Source organism: Rhodopirellula sp. SH410, assembly GCF_055811895.1.
In genome coordinates, this window is record NZ_CM147949.1 from 1,856,744 (window position 1) to 1,874,945 (window position 18,202).

Consider the following 18,202-nt stretch of genomic DNA (forward strand, 5'->3'; position numbering starts at 1 on the left):
GTCCACTAATGGGTGATGATGAATTCTTTTGTGTTAACCAATGCCCAAACGATGGACGACAACCCATCGGCAACGGTCTTGGATTCTTCGATGTATTCCATGGCAATCGCGGTTTCGTCGGCGTCCGGACGCCGGGACAAAGTCCGCAGGTAGGCTTCGTCGACGACGAGTTTCAGTGAATCGTTTGCGTTGCGAGGGGAGTTCGGTTTGTCGTTCGTTCCGATCCGCGTCAGCTGCCACTCGTCGGGATTGGCGAGCAGTTCGGCGAAGGAAGGTGTCGTAAAACCGTATTCTGCGAAACGCGTGCGAACGGACCGATACGCCGCGACGGTCTTATCCCGCTGCCGCGTCCGCCGGTTCGCATCGAGTGCCTGGAAACGCTGGATCCTCGCGATGGTTTGCCGCCGGATGAGGTCGGCTTTGCGAGTGATTTGATCTTGTGCCGGATTCGAGCGATCCTGGGGCCCCGCCTCTCCGAGGCTGGCACAGGCCTGAGCGACCCAGCCGTCTCGGGAGGCGAGTTGTTGGTACATTTGCATGTCGTTTCGCAAGTAGATCGACTGCAACAGGCTCGGCGAATCGCTGCGGTCACAATCACAATTGCTCTCACGCTGTGATTGGCCGAAGACCTGCAGCGCGAAGTCACGCTGATTACGTTTTTGCGGAATGTCCGCTGCGATCGCCATGTCCGTCATCTGAGCCCGCATCTTGGTCGTTTCCTGTGTCGACTGAGTCGCCAACAGCACGGCGTCGCGGATCACTTCAGCGGGCAGTCGCCGAGGCACATGGCGGCTGAAGTTCGTGCGGTCTTGGGCGTTGCTCGGGTTGGTCTGTGTGCTCCGCTGGTAGGCGTCACTCGTTGTGATCTCGCGGTGCAACCAATGCAAATCAAAGTCATGCTCGCGTAAACCAGCAGCGAGATAATCCAGCAGCGGCTCGTTGCTCGCTGGGTTAGCCAGGTTCATGTCGTCGGTGGGATTGATCAGACCGATGCCGAAATAGTTGGCCCAGATCCGATTCACGATCGCGTGGGCGAAGTAGGGGTTTTCGGGTGCACGCAACCACTGCATCAACTCTTTGCGGGGATCCTGATCGATACGAATGCCTTTGGATTCACCGAGCGCAAAACCCTCGGCAATCGCGACGGCGTTGCTCTTGTTCCGCCGTCCCCCCTTACCGCGTTTGGCTTGGTTCCGCGGCTGGTTGTAGACCAGTTCAGGAAACGGCACGACGTCGCCGTCGGCAGCTCGTCGGTAGAGGAGTTTGCGCAGATCACCGTTGTTGACGGTCTTGCCGCCGGTCAATTCGTCGATTAACTCTTTGCGTGTTTTCAAAGCGTCTTGGGCAACGGCATTGGGTCGCGCGTTGATGTTGCCGAACAGTTTAGCGAACTGGTCAAAGTCATCTTTCGACCATTGATCAAAGGGATGCTTGTGGCACTGGGCGCACTCGATACGAATGCCCATGAATGCGTATGCGAACCCGATCGCCCGCTCTTCCGGTTTTTGTAGGTTCCGGCGTGCCCAGAACAAAGGCATGCCATCGCGGGCTGCATATTGGTCCTCATTGCCGGGCTGGCACGCCGCTGTCAGCGACTGACAATATTCTAGATAGGACTCGCCTTCCTGCCGACTTTCCGCCGTCACGATGCCCTCCACGATCTCGTCGTAGGGGATGTTGTCGTCCAAACGCACCCGCAGCCATTCATACCACAGCCGCGAGGCCGCACCGCGAACGGGCAGCACATTGTTGAGCTGTTCTTCACTATTGCCGGTCCAGTCGGAAAATCGAGTTGCCCACCAAGCAGCGTAGCCAGGCGCCTCGAGCAGGTCTTCGATGAGCCGCTGACGCTTGTTCACGTCTTCATTTTTAAGAAACTGGCGCACTTCCTCCGCCGCAGGCAATGTTCCGGTCATGTCCAAACTCGCACGGCGAATGAATTCCGCGTCCGTACACAGAGGCGATGGAATAATCCCCAGCTTGGCATGCTTGGCCGCGACCAGTCGATCGATCGGGTGATCGGAACTCGGTGGTGCGGTGATTGGCGAATCGACGCGCACAGGCCGGATCACTGAAATCGGCACGACGGCTCGGTCATAGGCGACAACCACATGGGTCTCGCCTTGCAGGCCACTGTGTACTTGGCCAGTTTCATCTACCGCGGCAACGGCATCGTCGTTGGTCGTGAACCGGCAGAGGGCTGTGACGTCCTCGCGAGACCCATCCGCCCAATGCGCAATCGCGGTCAACGGCACGTTTTGATCGTCGGCGTCAAAACGCACTTCAACGGGTACCACCTCCAAACGCTCGAGCGACTGCAGATCGCGGCTCGTCGATGTGGCCCCCGCTTCGATCCAACGCTGGAGAACTCGATATTGCCAACTGTCTTTGTCGAACCGTTTGCCGCCCTCGTGCATGTCCGCATCGATTGGTTTGGCAAGGATCAAGCTCTCATCGACGTCGTCGGGATCCACTCGTCCCGCATTCTCAGCCAACAGCGCCGCGTGATCGGCCTGGAAGTCGTAGCCGAAGAGCGACAGTTGAAACCCGCCCTGACCTTGAAACGATCCATGACACGCCCGGCCATTGCACCCCAGTCGTCCGAGTAGCGGCATGACGTGTTTCTGGAAATCGGGGACCTCGGTCGCGTTTTCCGCCATGAACCGTTGCGGCAATGGCTCGATCACGAGATCCAGGTCGGTCTTGGATGCGGGCCTGTCTGGCTCAGCGTACAGGTCGCTGCCGAACGCAGCGCCGATCACCAGGATGGCGGGATACACGAACCATTGCACGAGTAGGTGCGCAGACTTCATCGATCGACTCATTAATTCCGGAGGGCAGGAACGAGACGGCCGGATTATAGCATGGTCCAGACGCCCCCCATTCAAAGAAACGGGGAGATCCGCAGCTTAGTTCTCGGCGAATGCGACGCTGCGGCTCGCGATCACGCAGGCGTGATCGTGGATGCAACACCTCCACCGCACCAGAGTTTCGTGGGTCTGAGTGCGAACCGGGGCCGCGAAATCATTGGCGAGGGGGTCGGCGTGCAGCGGTGTCCTTTGCGGGGAGCGAGCAATCCGAAAGCTGCCCACGGGATCAACGCCCGGAAGTCGGTCGGGAACAGCCGGTTTTACAGTGTTTCAGAAGGTTTTCGGCTCCAGGGAATGCGCGGAATGACGCCGTTTTGCACGCATTCCGTGCATATTATCGTGCATCAAGAATTCCAGGAAGCACTTGATTCACGGCATGACACTTGGAGACTTTGACCCGAAATCTGTCACCCCACGAAGGTTCTGAGCGTCCCACGATACCTTCGTGCAACCGTTTCAAAATTCGGAGTCCATTCGACGTATCGCTAGGTAATCGTTTCCAAACGCGGCTTTTCGATCATGTTCAGTTGACCTCTACGCGCCGCGTCGTTGATGCGACCAATCTGTCTGCCGTGTCGAGTTTCTGTCATGTGAACAATCTAGGGGCCAAGGTTTCGACGACACTTTGGATTTTCTCGGCAGTCGCCTTTTGACCATGCCGCTCGGCCACGTTCCGAACCCGGTAGGAGAGCAATGACATCCAGAATCCGGGGCAGATCCCGAATCCGTAGTAGCGGTTCTTGGCTTCGATGAATGGATTGGCATCGAGCAAAAATTTGGTTGGGACTTTACTGCCGCTCATTCTTGGTTCTTTCAAGAACTTGAGTAGCAAATTTGTTGCCTCATCCGCAGAATCGGTGGGTTTGATTTGGCTCTGGGAGCTTTCCGAGCTGGTGATACAGGGCCATTTCGTACGCTTCGTAGGATTTGAAACCGTAGGCCTTTCTCAAAGCCAGCTTGGCTTTGTTGTTCATACCCTCCACGCTACCGTTTGAAATCTCTCCCCGGGCCCGAAACCAATTCAACATCAGCTCGCGGTGGCGACGCAACGTGCCTGCCATCTCTTTCATCGGTTCGATCTTTGATCGCATCGCACGAGTACACCATTGGTCCAGAAATTTTCCCGCCCAAGCCGCACTCTCGTACGTCCAGAAGCGTTGGAAGTCTTCACGCATCAGATAGGCCTTCACGCTGCGAAGATTGTATTGAAGCAGTTCGTTCAGCTTCACGGTCTGCTTGGCCGTCAAGTTCTCCGGGCGTTTCAACAGACACCATCGTGAGTTCTTGAGCACCGGCTCGTAGCCATCGGCTTTCATCTGCCGAGCCTCTTCGGCTCGAACTTGATTCAACTTGTCACCGAACTTCTTCATCACGTGATAACGATCGAGAATATGAACCGCACCAGACGCCTTCTCGGCGATTACGTTCATGTATTGCTTCCACATGTCCGTGCAGACAAACCGCAAGCTCTCAATCGAGGACTCCGGTACTGTGCGGAAGAAGCCACGCAGACTCTCTTCGGTTCGATCGCGGGCGACATACAGCAGGCGTCGACAATCGGCATCGATTTGGTAAACCAAAGTGATGTACTTGTGCCCGCGTCGGTAAGCGATCTCGTCCACTCCGATCGCTTCGATTCCCCCTATTTCGCGGTGAACCAGGCCCCAGCGGACCACCCAGTCGATAGCTCGATAAACCGAGTCCCAGCTTGTTCCAAAGATCGCGACGGTCTCCTTCCAGCTGAGCCGCTTGGCCCAAGATGCCAGAAAGATTCTGTAGCTATACGTCGATCGGTGTTTGCCATCGGCCCAGGGAATCCATTCCACCTTAACGCCGCAATCAGGACAGTCGACCCGACGCATCGCGTAGAGAAAGATCACCGGGATCGCCCAGAGCGGAACGAACTCGAAGTGCCGAACCGGGCGAGTGTCGTAGCCAGGGCGTTTCTTGCGGCAGCCGCTGCAGATGGGCCGACTGCGGGCATGTGGTTGCAGAGTGACGAGGATTTGGGACTGGTCGTCGCTAAAGCGTGCGTCGGTGTAGACGAACCCCTTTTGCTTTTCGACGTGGTTCAGGATAGTCTTTAGATGCATCGTGTTGGTGTGTTGGCAGTGTTGGTGTTCGATTTAAGACTCAACACAAATACTACTTTCCCCAGCACGATGCTTTTCATTTTTTTTCGAGAGAGAGAGTTTTTTTGCCTCGCGATCTGATCGGCCTGTGCAAGCGATTGAGGCCGGTCAGATCGCGAGGTAAAAAAACGTCCCGTTGGTGAGCGTGTGCGTTCTCTGCACTCCCGAGTCGCCGTCAGCCCTCTGCTTCCTATCGCTTTTCACCCACCGATTTGGCGGAAGAGCCGAAAGTTTCAACGTCGACTTGGAATCGTCGTTTGAAACCTCGGCAACCGTTCCATCCGGGGTGGGTCTCGAATAGACGAGTTCGGCCGCATACCTTCCTTGCGGCGCATTGTTCATGATCCGGTGGTGGCGCTGCGCATACCACCGGATCATGTCCCAGAAATCCCTCTGGGATAGACGACACGTTCCCAGCCGTATCGAACAAATCGCGCACCCTCATCGCTCTGTCACGAGCTACGCCGCTCACCCGCTTAGCTCCCACCGCGAAGCGGTTTTCAGACAATAGCCGGAGGTCGCTGCAACGCAGCGCACCTCCGGTTACCAAAATCGAAAACGGCAGTGGACCCCGGATGGGGTCTAAGACCGCTCACGCGAACCTAAATAGCACCTGGTTATCGTTTGGGCCGAGGCCCTTGGTCGTTCAAAGGTTCCAAACCTTCGTAGAGGTCTTCGGGGAGGGGGTGCGGTGCGCGGACGACTTGGCCGTTGACCAATTCGCTGTGGGGAATATCGAACTGATCCAGAAGCACTGCAAGATGGTCTTCGGCAGTGAAGATTTCGTCAGGAACTTCGTCGCCAATCAGCCATTTCAAACGGAAGACGGCCTCGTTTACCGAGTCCTTATTGGAGGCGCTACCCATCGAAGTTTGAATTCGATCGGGAAGCAAAAAACCGCCTGTTTTCTTCCAGTGATATCGAGCCTCCAAAAAGTTCCAAGTATAGAGCAGGTCCTTGCCACTAAATCGAACCGGCATCCATTGATCGGCGGGGCTGAAGTCAATCCTGTATCGAAAGTTCGCACTTTTGTTGGGCGAGTAGGCCCAATGACTGACGATGGATCCGCCAGGTCCGGGGTCGGTTCGGCTCAATTGAAACTCTCGCATAGCTTGCTCAATTCCTAAATGGTTGTCCCGTCCTTTGATTCCATAAGGTCCAAGGATATAGTCGTCATAGGGATCATGAGCCCACGCGTGTCGATTCCAGAAAAAATTTTGACGCTCGGTTCTGCTCATCCCCTCAGGCGGGATTTCATACGGGCCATGCAGCAGCGTTGCGGTCTCGCGATATTTTGTCTTGCCCTTGATCTTGACGATTTCATCTCCAACTTCCGTCAAGTCTGGGTAGACGAGATACATGGCTTTGAGATCAAAGTCGCGTTCCTGATCCACGACCCTGGCCATCACAATCGGATGAATTAAGAGTGGATTTGCGTGTGAGCCCAGGGTTACATATTCCCCGTGCAGCACAACGGCAAACCGCTTTAACAATCGATCACGACGCACCGTCATGTCGGTGAGGATTTCATCGATCTTTTCCTCCCGCGCCTCTGAATCAGCCTGGAGATTCGGTGGTTGCTCGTTGTCGGCAGGTCGCTGTGCGGAAACGAACGCAATTGGGGTCATCCCCAAAACCAGCAGGAACGCCATCGCTACTTCGGTGCTTCGTTTCCGTGGCCGACGGCTTGTATCCAAAGATGTCGAATTTGCCATCACCGGTGCATACGTCCACGAAAAAAAGCTAAGACGTTCAGGGTTTGTATTACGGTTGTTCATTATTCGATCCTCCGTTCTCGTTGCCATACTCGCCGTTGAGCCACGCACCCAGGTCACCCCAGTTTTCATCCTCATTCCATCCATCCTCATTCCATCCATCCTCAAAGGAGTTCTCGCCAGCGTCGCCGTCCCCGTCGGCAGGGACTGGGCGGTTACCAGGATCTTCTTCATCCACGTCCTCACATGCTGGTCCGCCAGCGTCCCAGATGGACGTTCCTACCGAGCTAAAGCTTTCGGAGCCGACTTCGATGCCACAAAACATTCTTTGATACTGCTGATTGAACTCACAAATGCACCTACCTACTGTGACGCACTTCAAGTCTCGCGTTCTCGTCTTGTTGCCTTGGGGTTCTCCCGGATCGGCATGCACTTCGCTATACGCCACCTGCTCGGCACGGTCAACGCGCACTCTGGGCTAAATAGGCAGCATGCGTCGAGTTGCGCTCGGCCGGTTTTTAGGTGATAATATGGAGGTGATTTGTTTGCTTCCCATCGCTTTCCAATATTCATCTCTATGGCCGAAATCCAGTTCGATAACGTCGATTCGATACTCACTTGTTTTGACGAACTCAACGACCCGCGTTCCCACGTCAATCGACTCCATATCTTCGGCGATCTACTCGTCATTTGTATCATGGCGGTCATTGCAGGAGCCGATGGACCGCAAGCAATCGGCATCTGGGCGGACACTAATCAAGCATGGTTGAAAAAGCATCTCAAACTCCCCAACGGTATTCCGTCTCACGATACGTTGGGACGCTTGCTTGCAGCCCTCAAGCCACTCGCATTTCAGAACTGTTTCCAGGCATGGATTCAAAAGGTTGCACCGTTGGAGGAAGATGCCGCTATGAATCAGATCGCGATTGACGGTAAGGCTCTCCGACGCAGCCACGATCGGTCAAAAGGACTGGGGCCTTTGTGGTTGGTTAGCGCCTGGGCAGTCGATCGCTCGATCAGCCTTGGGCAACTCGCCACGGAAGAGAAATCTAACGAAATCACTGCGATTCCTGAACTTCTGGACAATATTGAAATCAAGGGGGCGGTGGTCACGATCGACGCTGCAGGGTGTCAGCGAGAGATTGCTAAGAAGATCATTGATGGCGAAGGCGACTTTGTTCTTGCGCTCAAGGGCAACCAGGGAAAGCTGCATGACTCGGTACGAGACTATATCACCAAGCATATGGAAAATGACTTCGCGGACATCAAGGTACGCCGCTACGCTGAGACTCTCAAAGGACACGGTCGTGTGGATGAAATCACCTACTACCATATGCGGGCTCCGAAGGAACTTGCGAACTTCGACAAATGGTCAGGATTACGCACGATAGGTGTCGCTATCCGGCAAAGTGAGAGTGGCTCAAAGTCCTCAACCGAGGTTCGATTCTTCATCGCTTCGATTGCACCGGGAGTAAAGAAGTTTGCTCGCTACGTACGCGGTCACTGGGCGATCGAGAACACGCTTCATTGGTGCCTCGATGTGACATTCCGCGAGGATGAAAATCGAGTCCGCGAGCGAAACACTGCGAACAATATGGCGTGGCTGAAACGCTTCGGTCTGAGCATGCTGAAGCAGCAAGACGACAAGTACAGCGTTGCAATGAGGCGACGAGTCGCTGGTTGGAACCTGGACTATCTCGCTAAAGTACTGGGAATTCCCGTGCTATAGTGTGCGTTTGCCGTGCCTGCTCGGTGAGTCGGTCCGGCCCAAAGCTATAGAGCTGCATTGGCCGATTCAAATGACAAGTCAATGCTCCGACGGCGATATCACACCATCCATCACAATGCCTCAAAGGAGGGCGATCATCTTCCGCATTCCAATACTCCAAACAAGGCTTTTCGGGATCGCCATCTGTCGCCTCGTAACACTTAATGCGGGCACCATCAGTATGCCAATCGAAGTTATCATCGGCAATCACCACGCTCACAAACCAGAGCACAACCATCCAACAGGAACCAAAGGAGTATCCCAGAAATCGCTTATTCACTTTCATCACTCGGCACCGTTAGTAACATAGGGAACGAAACAGTCCCCAGGGAACCGCGTCATCGGTGTTCCCCAGGGGGAAATGGGTTTTGGAATTTGACCGTCAAAATATTGCCGCGCAACGTGGGTTGACAATCGATGTTTCGTGGTGTTGCATCCAAATCAGTTCCGCTTTGCAACGAAATTTGATTTACTAGTTGCAATGGCATCACGTCGCCGCGTAAGAAGAGTCGTACCGTATCATCGACGGCGACACATCGTTTCGGAAAAACCTGTACGTGCCCCGCGTAGAATGCGTCAAAGGGGATTTCTTCTTGGGTTTGATCGCGAAGGGTCGGCATTAGAATGATCCGCGACGGATACTGATCTTCCAGACAACGAATCTGAACGACCAAGTTGTCGTTCTCCTCGCGGAACCGCAAAGTGAATGCGTTGGCGGGATGGACGAGCACTCGGCCAACCGAATCACTGGTTGTTTTCCGCAAGATGATTTCGGCGACCCGCGATGCGGGGAAACGGACTGCTGTTGTCGACGCAATAAACCGGGGATGCGTTGTTACTTCTCCCCTCAGGTCAAAGGTCTTATCACCGAACTCGAATCGAACGCCGACGCGTTTGTTGCCGATGGTCTTCGGAGAGTAGTCGAGCAACAGCCATTCGGACTTTCCGGACGGCACCGTCCTTTGGACAGGGACGGCGGACGTGCAACCACAGGACGACTCAATCGCATCGATTTTGGCGGGTCGGTCACTGTTGTTTAGTAACAGCACGCGGCCGTGGATGGGCTTTCCCAAATAAGCTCTGGGAAACTGGAGGAGGCTCTCGCGATCACCTTGGAGGACGATCTTGCCGAGGATAGGACGTTTCTCCAACTGTCGTTGATTCAGCTCCAGTATCGGAGACGTCGTCGATTTCTCTTTTGAATTTGCACTTGTATCATCAAATGCAGAACAAGCGACGGTCAACGCAAAAGAAAGCGAAAAAGCGAAAAAGCGAAAAAGCACAGCTGGCTTTCGGATGAATGGAGGAAACAAAACGCTTGTCGAAACGTAGGAAAAGATGGCACCCGTATTTATTCATCCTGCTGATGCTTGCCAGAACCTCCCTGGGGAAAAGGAGGACTCAGGGGTGAGGCAAGTGTTTAAGACGGAGGTCAAGGTCTGAGATCATACACGCTTCTGTTGTTCTATTTGTTAGGATCTAGTTAAGAGTTATTTAACTTTCGACTAGCATTCAATTCCGTTTGCAAACGTAATGTGGAGATTGATGCTGTGGAATGTGGACATCGCTCTAACCCAGGAGTGGGATGATCTTTGATCCCTCCGGGATCCGGACGAAGTTCTCTGTTCATTATCCGGTGGTGGCGCTGCGCTTACCACCGGCTATTGTCTCAGATATCCCTCCGGGATAGAGGACGTGATCCCGGGCGAATCCAGCAAACCGGCCTCCCGCTTCGCTCTCTCGAGTACCGCCGCTCAATAGACTGCTCCCCACCGCGAAGCGGTTTCAGACAATAGCCGGAGGTCGCTGCAACGCAGCGCACCTCCGGTAACCGAAATCGGGAATGAAAGCGGACCCCGGATGGGGTCCAAGACCGCTTACTCCAAATATTGGGGGTCGTACTGAACACCAGCCTCGTCGAGCATCGAGATTAACTCTTCGCGAAACGATCGTTTCCGATGGTGCTCGCGTTGGTTGGCAATATAGCGTGCTACGACCGAGCAACTCGGTGGGCTGACTGAAAACGCAGCATACCCTTCTTGCCATTGGAAGGGCGGATAGGACGAAGAAAAGGTGTCCGGTACGAATGGCATTGTCTACGCTTTTTACGAGCATTTCGGCGGACCCGTAGGATCCTAAAGCGTGTCAGGCGCCGTTCACTCGAAGTGCCCCGCGATATTGGTTCCTGTCAGGCGCACTCAATGGTTGCTCCTGGCTTTCTTTGTCTTTGGCGGTAGCATTTCGCGGTTTCCTGGCGACAGCGGCGCAGCAGCGAACTCAGCGCCTCGCAATCGCCAGCGATGCGAACTCTGAACGCAACAAACTGTCTCGATTACCCGGCTCGTGATAACGCACCGATCATCGCATGGAATACACTGCGGGGCACCGTCATGAGTTTGATCGTTTTGGGACGTCGCTTGTTCTCTCGTGGCTCGATGCGATCGGGACGCTGCCCCACAATGGCGCACACACCTTGCTTTTGGGACGCAGTCGCCATCGGTTTACTCACGCCCACGCATGCACAAAGTAGCCAGTTCGTCGAAAGGAGTTGGTAGCTTTCTGTAAAGCTCAAACTTCGCGTGTCTCGATTGGCAGCGAAGCCGCTCTGTAACATTTTGAATCTTACAAAGTTGTGGGCTAAAAGACCTGTCCACAATTCACGCTCGATACCTTCCGGTGTTTGGCTCCGTAAGTGCTCTAAATTCAGCGTGCATTTGATTGATCGAATATCCGGTTCGATCTGCCATCGTCCTTCGTAGAGTGCGCCAATCCAACTCGCGTTGGCGGATTCATGTTCGAGTATTGTCGTGGCTACCGTGAAGCCTTCGCAGCGAGCACCGGGAACTGCCGGAGCAACATCAACAAGTCGTATCGGTAACGCCTCAGGGATTTTTCGATACTCACGCTTGCCCATCCACTTCGGCCGCTTCGGACGGTCCCATACGACGATGCGTTCACTCTCGTTGAGTGCCTGCGCACCTTCCGGATGATCTTCGCGTTTGTGGTGATTTTTCATGACAACTTCGACGCCCATCATTGCACACATCGCGACAAGCCAGTACGTGCAGTAGTAACAGTCAGCAGTCAGGACATCGCCCGCACGCAAGGAACCTTTTATTTGACGAAGCAGAGCAGTTTCGCCGGTTTCCTTTCCACTGTACGGTGCCATTGCCAAATCGCTCAGTAAACCGGTTGTCATTGAAATGAGCGTGACGCAACGTAGAATGGGAAACCCAAGCCCTTCCTCCTGGACCGGATTTTGAGGATATTTCTTTTGATTCTCCGGCGTGTCGGGGGCATCGACTGTGAACCCATCAACACTGATAAAACGTCCCTTGATGGCCATCGGCCGGATGCCCGCAATCACCCTCGGACTCATCTGGTCTTCGCACTGATCTGCTTCAAGAGGAACTCCAAGATCATCAAAAGCATTCGTTGCAAGCTCAGCTCGCGAGGCGAGTCTACACGCTAGCTTCTTGATCGCACTGACTGGAATCTTCTGCTTAGCTCGACAGTAGTTGCCAGCGTTCTGCGCAACGACTCGTCCTTCAACTTGCGCATAAAGCGAGACGACTCGCCCAGCAGCAGCCTTCACAGATCGCCCCGTTCCACTGAAGAGGAACTGAGAGATCATCGCCCACAACGTGATCGCAGGCGTGAACACATCTTCGTAGGCATTTCCAAACTCGATTTCTTCTTCGCTAAAAACATCTTTGACGAACGAGTCATCGATGATTTCGGTCAACGGCAACGCCGTCGACTGAATCATTGATCGCTTGAAAATACTGAAGCAATCCTTCGAGTCAACTGATAGAATGGACATGACCCTTCCTTGGTCGATTTCCTGAAAGTCCCCAACCAAGGAAGGTCACGTCATCGCCAAATTATATCGGCCGATCGGGTCACGCCAATCTCAATATTCATTTATCGGTGACAATCCGTTGAAACTTCGAATCGCGAAGGAACGCGATTTTTGGTGCTGCGCGGTGGTCGACCTCCGCTGAGCAAAAGTACTCGAAAACCGCGTAGACAATTCCATTCGTGTCCGGCACCCATTAACCACTAGTTGCGCCTGAGAATGTTGTAAGTGGACAGGAAGTCCGCCACTCTCGCGGCACGAAGCCGCCCAGGCGTTGGACTCTTGGCGACGCACACGAAGTGCGTCGCGACCGTTTCGGCTGGAGGCCGCCATGCGTGGATAGATCGCTGAACGACAGCGACACGGATGTCGCCGCATGACTAAAGCCGGTGGCAGGAGGCCGCGTTCGCCGGGTCGGAGCGAGGCGATTTGGTGCCATCCATCGAATGGGCGGCCGTCTTGAAGTTTGCTCGGTCTGCGTTCGACTTGGATGACACCCGACAACTTGGCGCAGCTAGAATGGGTGTTGTTTCCGTCGTTTTCCTTCACACATTTGGGGTCATGCCATGCCGTTGGGAATCCGGCCGACCGTCGATTTTGCTTCAAGGTAACCGTACACCAGAACCATTGTAGGCGTGAGGTTTAGCTTGGTGGGTTTTGTTTCGTTTCACTTGAGCGGAGAAACCCCATGTCCAAGTCCGAGACCGCCCGACTCTGGGCTGAACGCTTGCAGCGTTTCGATCTGTCCGGCTCTACCGTCGCTGCATTCTGTGACGCTGAGGCCGTTTCCCAGCCGTCCTACTATTACTGGCGACGCAGACTGCGGGGACTGGCCAGTAGAACCCAATCAAAACCAACGAGTCCGCCCACTGCGTTCATGCCGGTGAAGCTCGCGCCCAAAACAGGCCAGCTGGATCAAGCCACCAAGGCCGAACAAGCCACCCGCCCCAGTAACCCACCGCTTGCCTGCACCACCATCGAACTACCCGGCGGGATTCGCATCCGAATCGAAGTTCCAATCGGTCCGCAATGCGGAGCGAATTCCACTTCAACCGCGGAGGATCGCTCATGATCGGACTGCCCACCGGAGTGCCGATTTATCTGTGCACCGACCCGGTCGATTTTCGAAAAGGGTTCGACGGGTTGACCGGCATCGTCACCACGTCGCTTGGCAAGAACGTCATCGACGGATCGCTGTTCCTGTTTGTCAACCGAAAGCGGGATCGCATCAAAGCCCTGTGGTGGGAAACCGGCGGGCTGACGCTTTGGTACCGCAGACTTGAACAGGGAACCGTTGAATTGCCCAAGCCGCAAGCCGATGCGACTCACGTAACGATCGACAGCGTTGAACTACGTTTGAGATGGGAACCTTAGTGCTCGCTTCTTCGACGAACCATTGGCGGAAGAGGGTTGCCTTCTCGAAGGTGCAGGCCGGATTCGATCTGGTGTGTCAGGACGGCTCGCGACCAATTGTTTTCGATCGTCTTTTGGACGTAGAACAGGGCATCGGCTGGATCGTTTAGCTTCTGGAGGAGCAAAATGTTATGCCCCCACGGGATTTGCGCCACAAGCTGCGGCGCGTTCGGGGCCAATTTGGCCACAACTTGTTTCCAATTTGGGTCACTATTGGAAACAGCTTGTTTCCCAATTGAATCGGGCTGGCTCCAGAACCGGACCCACTGCCGAATTGACCGCAAATTACGGTAGGAAAACCCTTTGATGTCAGGGAATTCTGCGAGCAAATCCCGGCTCATCTGCTCCAGGAAACCGTCACCCCACTTGGCCGTTTCCTGCCTCTCGATAATCTGCTCACCCAGATACCAATAAAGCTCCAGCATCGCGTAATTAACTGCGACGGCGGCTTTGATCTGGGATGCCTGAACCCGGCTCTTGATAGAAACGATCCAGTCGCGATATTCCTTGTCGTCGGTTAGCTCGCTCATTTTGTTGGCCCCTCACCCCCAGCCCCTCTCCCCGAAACGGGGCGAGGGGAGCCAGCGTGCTGAGTGGGTTCGCCGGTACGCCACGCATGGTAGGTTGCTGAGATTCGGTCAATGTCCTCGGTGGAAAGCTCGCGGGTGCGACGATTGATCAAATGCCCCAGGCTACGGGCGTCGATGAACAGGATCTCACCCTTTCGCGGGTGCCCGTTGTCACGAGCCCGGTTGAGATACCAGAGCGCCGCCGGGATCTGAGTATTGAGGAACAATTTGGCGGGAAGGTTCACGACACAGTCGATGACGTTGCCGTCGGCGATCATGGCCTTTCGGATGTCGCCTTCACCGCTTGTCTTGCTGGTCAGTGCTCCCTTGGCCAAAACGACGCCGGCACGGCCACCGGGTGCCAAGTGGAAGAGGAAGTGTTGCAGCCACGCGAAGTTGGCGTTGCCGGGCGGCGGCGTTCCGAATTTCCACCGACCATCACTTCGCAGCAGATCACCGCTCCAATCGCTTACGTTGAACGGCGGCTTCCTTGTTTTCCCCAGTCGGATCTGTCGACCGTCAATGGAGCAGTACCAGCCCTGGGGCTGCTTGCGAAAAAAGGGCTTTGGTTTGCCAGCCATTATTTTGCTCCCGAGTGCAACTTTGCATTCCGTGCACGAAATCGTGCATCTGTCGGTTTTAGGATTGCAATCGCTTGCGTCAGGGCAAGAAAAAAGCCCGCTTTCGCGGGCTTTTTTGAGATGGGCAATACAGAACTCGAATCTGTGACCTCCACGATGTCAACGCGGGCGGCACCGGAATCAACGTCCGCTCAGGCGGCAGCCCCATCGGTCTCCGGCGAGGCCATCGCCACGATCGCGATGCCCAGCCGATCGGCCAGTTCGATGGTGGCCTCATGATCGAGCAGGATCGTCCGGTCGGCTTCGATGGCGATCGCGACCCCGCCCGCATCGGCAACATTCTGCACCGTTTGAGTGCCAATCGTCGGCACATCGAACCGCATGTCCTGGTTGGGCTTGCTGACCTTGATCAGCGTCCAGCCACCGCGTCGACAAAGCTCGCCACTGCGGCGGATGCATGCGTCGGTTCCCTCAATCGCTTCGACCGCGATCACGGTGGCGTCTTTGACGGTCACGGCTTGCCCGATATCGAGTCCACCCATCGTTTTGGCGATGGACCATCCCAGTTCCGCGTCTCGCTCGGAGCTGCCCGTTAGCTTTTTTCGAGTCAATTGTCCTGCCTTCACGAGTAACTCCGGAGCGAGGCGAGTGGCTGAACAGATTTCGAGGTCGTGGCGATGGTATGTATCGATCACGGCGGTCAACAAGCGATCGTCGCGTGCGTCGCGTCCACGTCCCAAGAGCAGCGGACCAAATGTTCTCATGCAGACTAGATCCGGAAAATGTCGCAGCCAAACCGATCCGCTGTAGAGCAGATCTGATTTGAATAGTTTTCCGGCCATCGTCACCTTGGCAACATTCTGTTTTTTAAAAAAACGCAAGTGCTTGCCAAAGCGACCCACTCCTGACCACAAGATGCGGTCGCAGGCTGCTTCGATTTCGGGGCCCGCATGTCCTGTGATCGCGACACAGATGACCGGGTGCCCATCCTCACGCAGTCGCGTGGCGACGGAGATCGGAAATTGGCCCCATCCCGCAACCAGCCCTACGGGCTCGCCGGGCGCGAGCGCCACGTCGACGTCGTGGCGGACACGGTCTTGGCAATCGTCATCGAGTGCGCCATCGCATGCGACCGAGTTGACTGGCGGGGGGAGCATGATGGACACAAAATTAAGCCGCTTTCGATGCCGCGTCGCCCGATTCACGCTCACGTGTTTCCAACAGTGTTTTCACTTCGCGTTGCAGTACCTTGATGTCGCGTCGCATCTCGGGCAGTTTTCTTTGCACCGCGAAAACCCGCATTTGGTCGTGCTGTGGTGTTGCCGGCGAACCGATGTGGACGCCCTTCTCCAGGCTGTCCATGACTCCGGCTTGCGCGCCCACGATGACGCCGTCACCCAACTCAATATGATCCTTCAATCCGACTTGGCCCGCCAGCACGACATAGTCACCCGTCGTGCAGCTACCGGCAATGCCGACTTGGCTGCATAACAAATTGTGTTTTCCAATTCGGCAGTTGTGTCCGATCATGACTTGGTTGTCGATCTTCGTTCCCTCACCGATCCGAGTGGCACCGTAGGTTCCCCGGTCGATCGTCGCCGAGGCACCGATCTCAACATCATCGTCAACTTGCACGTAGCCGAGTTGAGCGGTCGGGATATGTTTTCCATCGACGTTGCGATACCCGAAACCATGGGCACCGAGCGTCGAGCCGGCATGCAGCACCACCCGGGCACCGAGTCGGCAGTACGAGTACAGTGTGACGTTGGGGTACAGCACACAGTCGGGCCCCAACGTGCATCCGGCGGCGATGCTGACGCCCGCATGAATCTTGCAGTTCGGGCCGATCACCACACCGGCACCGATCGAAGCGGCGTCGCTGATCTGTGCCGACGGATGAATGCGGGCGGTTGAGTCAATTCCCGCTCCCGGCACGTCTTGGTCGACCGGTGGCCGGAAATGGCGAATGATCTGCGTGAATGCCGCGTGCGGATCCGCAACAACGACTTGCCAGGCAGGTCCCTGGCCGGCGAGAGTTTCTACGGCGAGCGCAGCCGGCGTGATCACCACGGCAGCGTGGCTGCCGCGAATAGCGCCTACATGTTGGCAGCGGTCAACCATCGTCACCTCGTTGGCGGCCGCCTCGGCAGGTGGCGCAGCACCACCGAGTAACAACTGGTCGGGTGATTGTCCGTCGCTCACCAGGGGCAGCAGTTGCCCGCCGGTCAGCTCAATAATCTGGTTTAGCGACAACGGATCGGACGCTGCCGAGTAGTGTCGATCGATCATCGTGGTCATGGGAATGGTTGTCCTGTCATACGATTTCAGGGGAAAAATTCACCCTCATCGTCTACCAATTGAGACGCCGTCGAGGCAACAGCGATTCCGCGGTTTTTTTACAGCGACGCGGTTGTCGTTGTGTGTCGGCATCCCCCTCTCCAATCCCGTCCCACCTCAGCACCGTTGCGGAAGCTGTTTCGATTCACGACGTGAGCACCGTCTGGGCACCCCCATCACGCGCCCACCGTCGATATCCGCATCGCGAGGGGCACGCGATGGCAGCGACGTTTTGCTCAATAACGATGCCCGGGCGCTTCGCGGCGTATTGATTTCATGAGCCGAGCGGCGTCAACGAGCCGAGCCGCGTCAACGAGCCGAGCGTCTCACGCGACCCGATGCTGGACGGCATGCGGCTCACGATCGACGCTCGAACGGTGACGAAATCAACAGCCTGTTTAGTTCAACGAGAGGCATTGTTGTTGGGCATGGGACTTGTCTGGGGTGGCAGGTGCTTCCGGTGCACCGATCCAACGGGGGGCGTGGGAGGGTGCGGCCTGACCCGCATTGGGCTCTTGGGAGGCTGCTAAGCCGGGGACGGTTACCGTAAATACAAGCCCATGATTGGTTTGAATCGTAACGGTGGCGTGCTTGGCGTCTGTCGACACGACGAATTTCCTGATTTAGGGGATTCTTTTTGGCGTATGTTCGAGAGGTTCACCGCAAGGCTTGTTCCGTTCCGACAGATTTCACGTGATGTGCCGTTAACTCGACGTTTTCGTGCTTCGGCCAACCGCCATTCATCGAACAGGCGGCAACCTCGGTTGACATGCCGTCAACTGGAGTTGTCGCAGTGGGTGTGCAGGTCAACTTCAGGGGGCGCTGTGTCGACCTGCCAGCGTCTGGCATGCTGATTGCTAGCGGCGAAAACGCTGCTATAAAACGGTCCCCGCTCAGGGAATTGATAGCATTGCAGCCTTCACGATGGATGAATCCGGCGGTGCATTGTTCCACATGA

The 18,202-nt window shown here is 55.6% G+C and carries 16 protein-coding genes; 3 read left to right on the forward strand and 13 right to left on the reverse strand.

Annotation, left to right across the window (positions count from 1 at the left end; all coding sequences use genetic code 11):
- Positions 1-5: 5 nt before the first annotated feature.
- The 5 genes from SH410x_RS06975 to SH410x_RS06995 all read right to left on the reverse strand — a co-directional run bounded on the left by SH410x_RS06975 (position 6) and on the right by SH410x_RS06995 (position 7,189).
- Positions 6-2,813, reverse strand: coding sequence for a DUF1549 and DUF1553 domain-containing protein (locus SH410x_RS06975; protein ID WP_473675778.1), 2,808 nt, complete (start codon positions 2,811-2,813; stop codon positions 6-8).
- A gap of 643 nt (positions 2,814-3,456) precedes the next feature.
- Entirely contained in the window at positions 3,457-3,672 is a 216-nt protein-coding gene (locus SH410x_RS06980) for a DUF4411 family protein (RefSeq protein WP_473675779.1), read from the reverse strand.
- Positions 3,673-3,712: 40 nt separating this feature from the next.
- Positions 3,713-4,963, reverse strand: coding sequence for an ISL3 family transposase (locus SH410x_RS06985; protein WP_473675780.1), 1,251 nt, complete (start codon positions 4,961-4,963; stop codon positions 3,713-3,715).
- A 656-nt stretch (positions 4,964-5,619) separates the two neighbouring features.
- Positions 5,620-6,654, reverse strand: a complete 1,035-nt coding sequence (locus SH410x_RS06990) for a hypothetical protein (RefSeq protein WP_473675781.1) — start codon at positions 6,652-6,654, stop codon at positions 5,620-5,622.
- Positions 6,655-6,766: 112 nt separating this feature from the next.
- A complete protein-coding gene (locus SH410x_RS06995) occupies positions 6,767-7,189 on the reverse strand; it encodes a hypothetical protein (RefSeq protein ID WP_473675782.1) in 423 nt (140 codons plus the stop codon).
- 105 nt (positions 7,190-7,294) lie between these two features.
- On the opposite strand from SH410x_RS06995, the gene SH410x_RS07000 reads away from it, so the two are divergent.
- Positions 7,295-8,446 (forward strand): ISAs1 family transposase, encoded by a 1,152-nt coding sequence (locus tag SH410x_RS07000; protein WP_473675783.1) that lies wholly within the window; start codon positions 7,295-7,297, stop codon positions 8,444-8,446.
- 377 nt (positions 8,447-8,823) lie between these two features.
- On the opposite strand, the gene SH410x_RS07005 is transcribed toward SH410x_RS07000, so the two are convergent.
- From SH410x_RS07005 to SH410x_RS07015, 3 genes are all read right to left on the reverse strand, one after another.
- Positions 8,824-9,636, reverse strand: coding sequence for a DUF1573 domain-containing protein (locus SH410x_RS07005; RefSeq protein WP_473675784.1), 813 nt, complete (start codon positions 9,634-9,636; stop codon positions 8,824-8,826).
- 726 nt (positions 9,637-10,362) lie between these two features.
- The gene (locus SH410x_RS07010; RefSeq protein WP_473675785.1) at positions 10,363-10,578 is read right to left on the reverse strand and encodes a hypothetical protein; all 216 of its coding nucleotides are present in this window, start codon (positions 10,576-10,578) and stop codon (positions 10,363-10,365) included.
- Between the two features lie 239 nt (positions 10,579-10,817).
- Entirely contained in the window at positions 10,818-12,308 is a 1,491-nt protein-coding gene (locus SH410x_RS07015) for an IS4 family transposase (RefSeq protein WP_473675786.1), read from the reverse strand.
- A gap of 724 nt (positions 12,309-13,032) precedes the next feature.
- On the opposite strand from SH410x_RS07015, the gene tnpA reads away from it, so the two are divergent.
- Both tnpA and tnpB read left to right on the forward strand, forming a co-directional pair.
- Positions 13,033-13,416: an IS66 family insertion sequence element accessory protein TnpA gene (gene tnpA, locus SH410x_RS07020; RefSeq protein ID WP_473675787.1), complete on the forward strand. Its 384-nt coding sequence runs from the start codon at positions 13,033-13,035 to the stop codon at positions 13,414-13,416.
- The gene (gene tnpB, locus SH410x_RS07025) at positions 13,413-13,718 is read left to right on the forward strand and encodes an IS66 family insertion sequence element accessory protein TnpB (RefSeq protein ID WP_473675788.1); all 306 of its coding nucleotides are present in this window, start codon (positions 13,413-13,415) and stop codon (positions 13,716-13,718) included. Before tnpA ends, tnpB begins: the two co-directional genes overlap by 4 nt.
- On the opposite strand, the gene SH410x_RS07030 is transcribed toward tnpB, so the two are convergent.
- From SH410x_RS07030 to SH410x_RS07050, 5 genes are all read right to left on the reverse strand, one after another.
- Positions 13,715-14,287 carry a DUF1016 N-terminal domain-containing protein gene (locus SH410x_RS07030; RefSeq protein WP_473675789.1) on the reverse strand — a complete coding sequence of 191 codons (573 nt, stop codon included), beginning with the start codon at positions 14,285-14,287 and terminating at the stop codon, positions 13,715-13,717. The two genes, tnpB and SH410x_RS07030, sit on opposite strands and share 4 nt — an antisense overlap.
- Complete coding sequence (locus SH410x_RS07035) at positions 14,284-14,907, reverse strand: N-6 DNA methylase (RefSeq protein WP_473675790.1); 624 nt, start codon at positions 14,905-14,907, stop codon at positions 14,284-14,286. Before SH410x_RS07035 ends, SH410x_RS07030 begins: the two co-directional genes overlap by 4 nt.
- A 191-nt stretch (positions 14,908-15,098) precedes the next feature.
- Positions 15,099-16,064 (reverse strand): LpxI family protein, encoded by a 966-nt coding sequence (locus tag SH410x_RS07040; protein ID WP_473675791.1) that lies wholly within the window; start codon positions 16,062-16,064, stop codon positions 15,099-15,101.
- Between the two features lie 13 nt (positions 16,065-16,077).
- Positions 16,078-17,205: a UDP-3-O-(3-hydroxymyristoyl)glucosamine N-acyltransferase gene (gene lpxD, locus SH410x_RS07045; RefSeq protein ID WP_473675792.1), complete on the reverse strand. Its 1,128-nt coding sequence runs from the start codon at positions 17,203-17,205 to the stop codon at positions 16,078-16,080.
- 437 nt (positions 17,206-17,642) lie between these two features.
- The gene (locus SH410x_RS07050; RefSeq protein ID WP_473675793.1) at positions 17,643-17,852 is read right to left on the reverse strand and encodes a hypothetical protein; all 210 of its coding nucleotides are present in this window, start codon (positions 17,850-17,852) and stop codon (positions 17,643-17,645) included.
- Between the last annotated feature and the right edge of the window lie 350 nt (positions 17,853-18,202).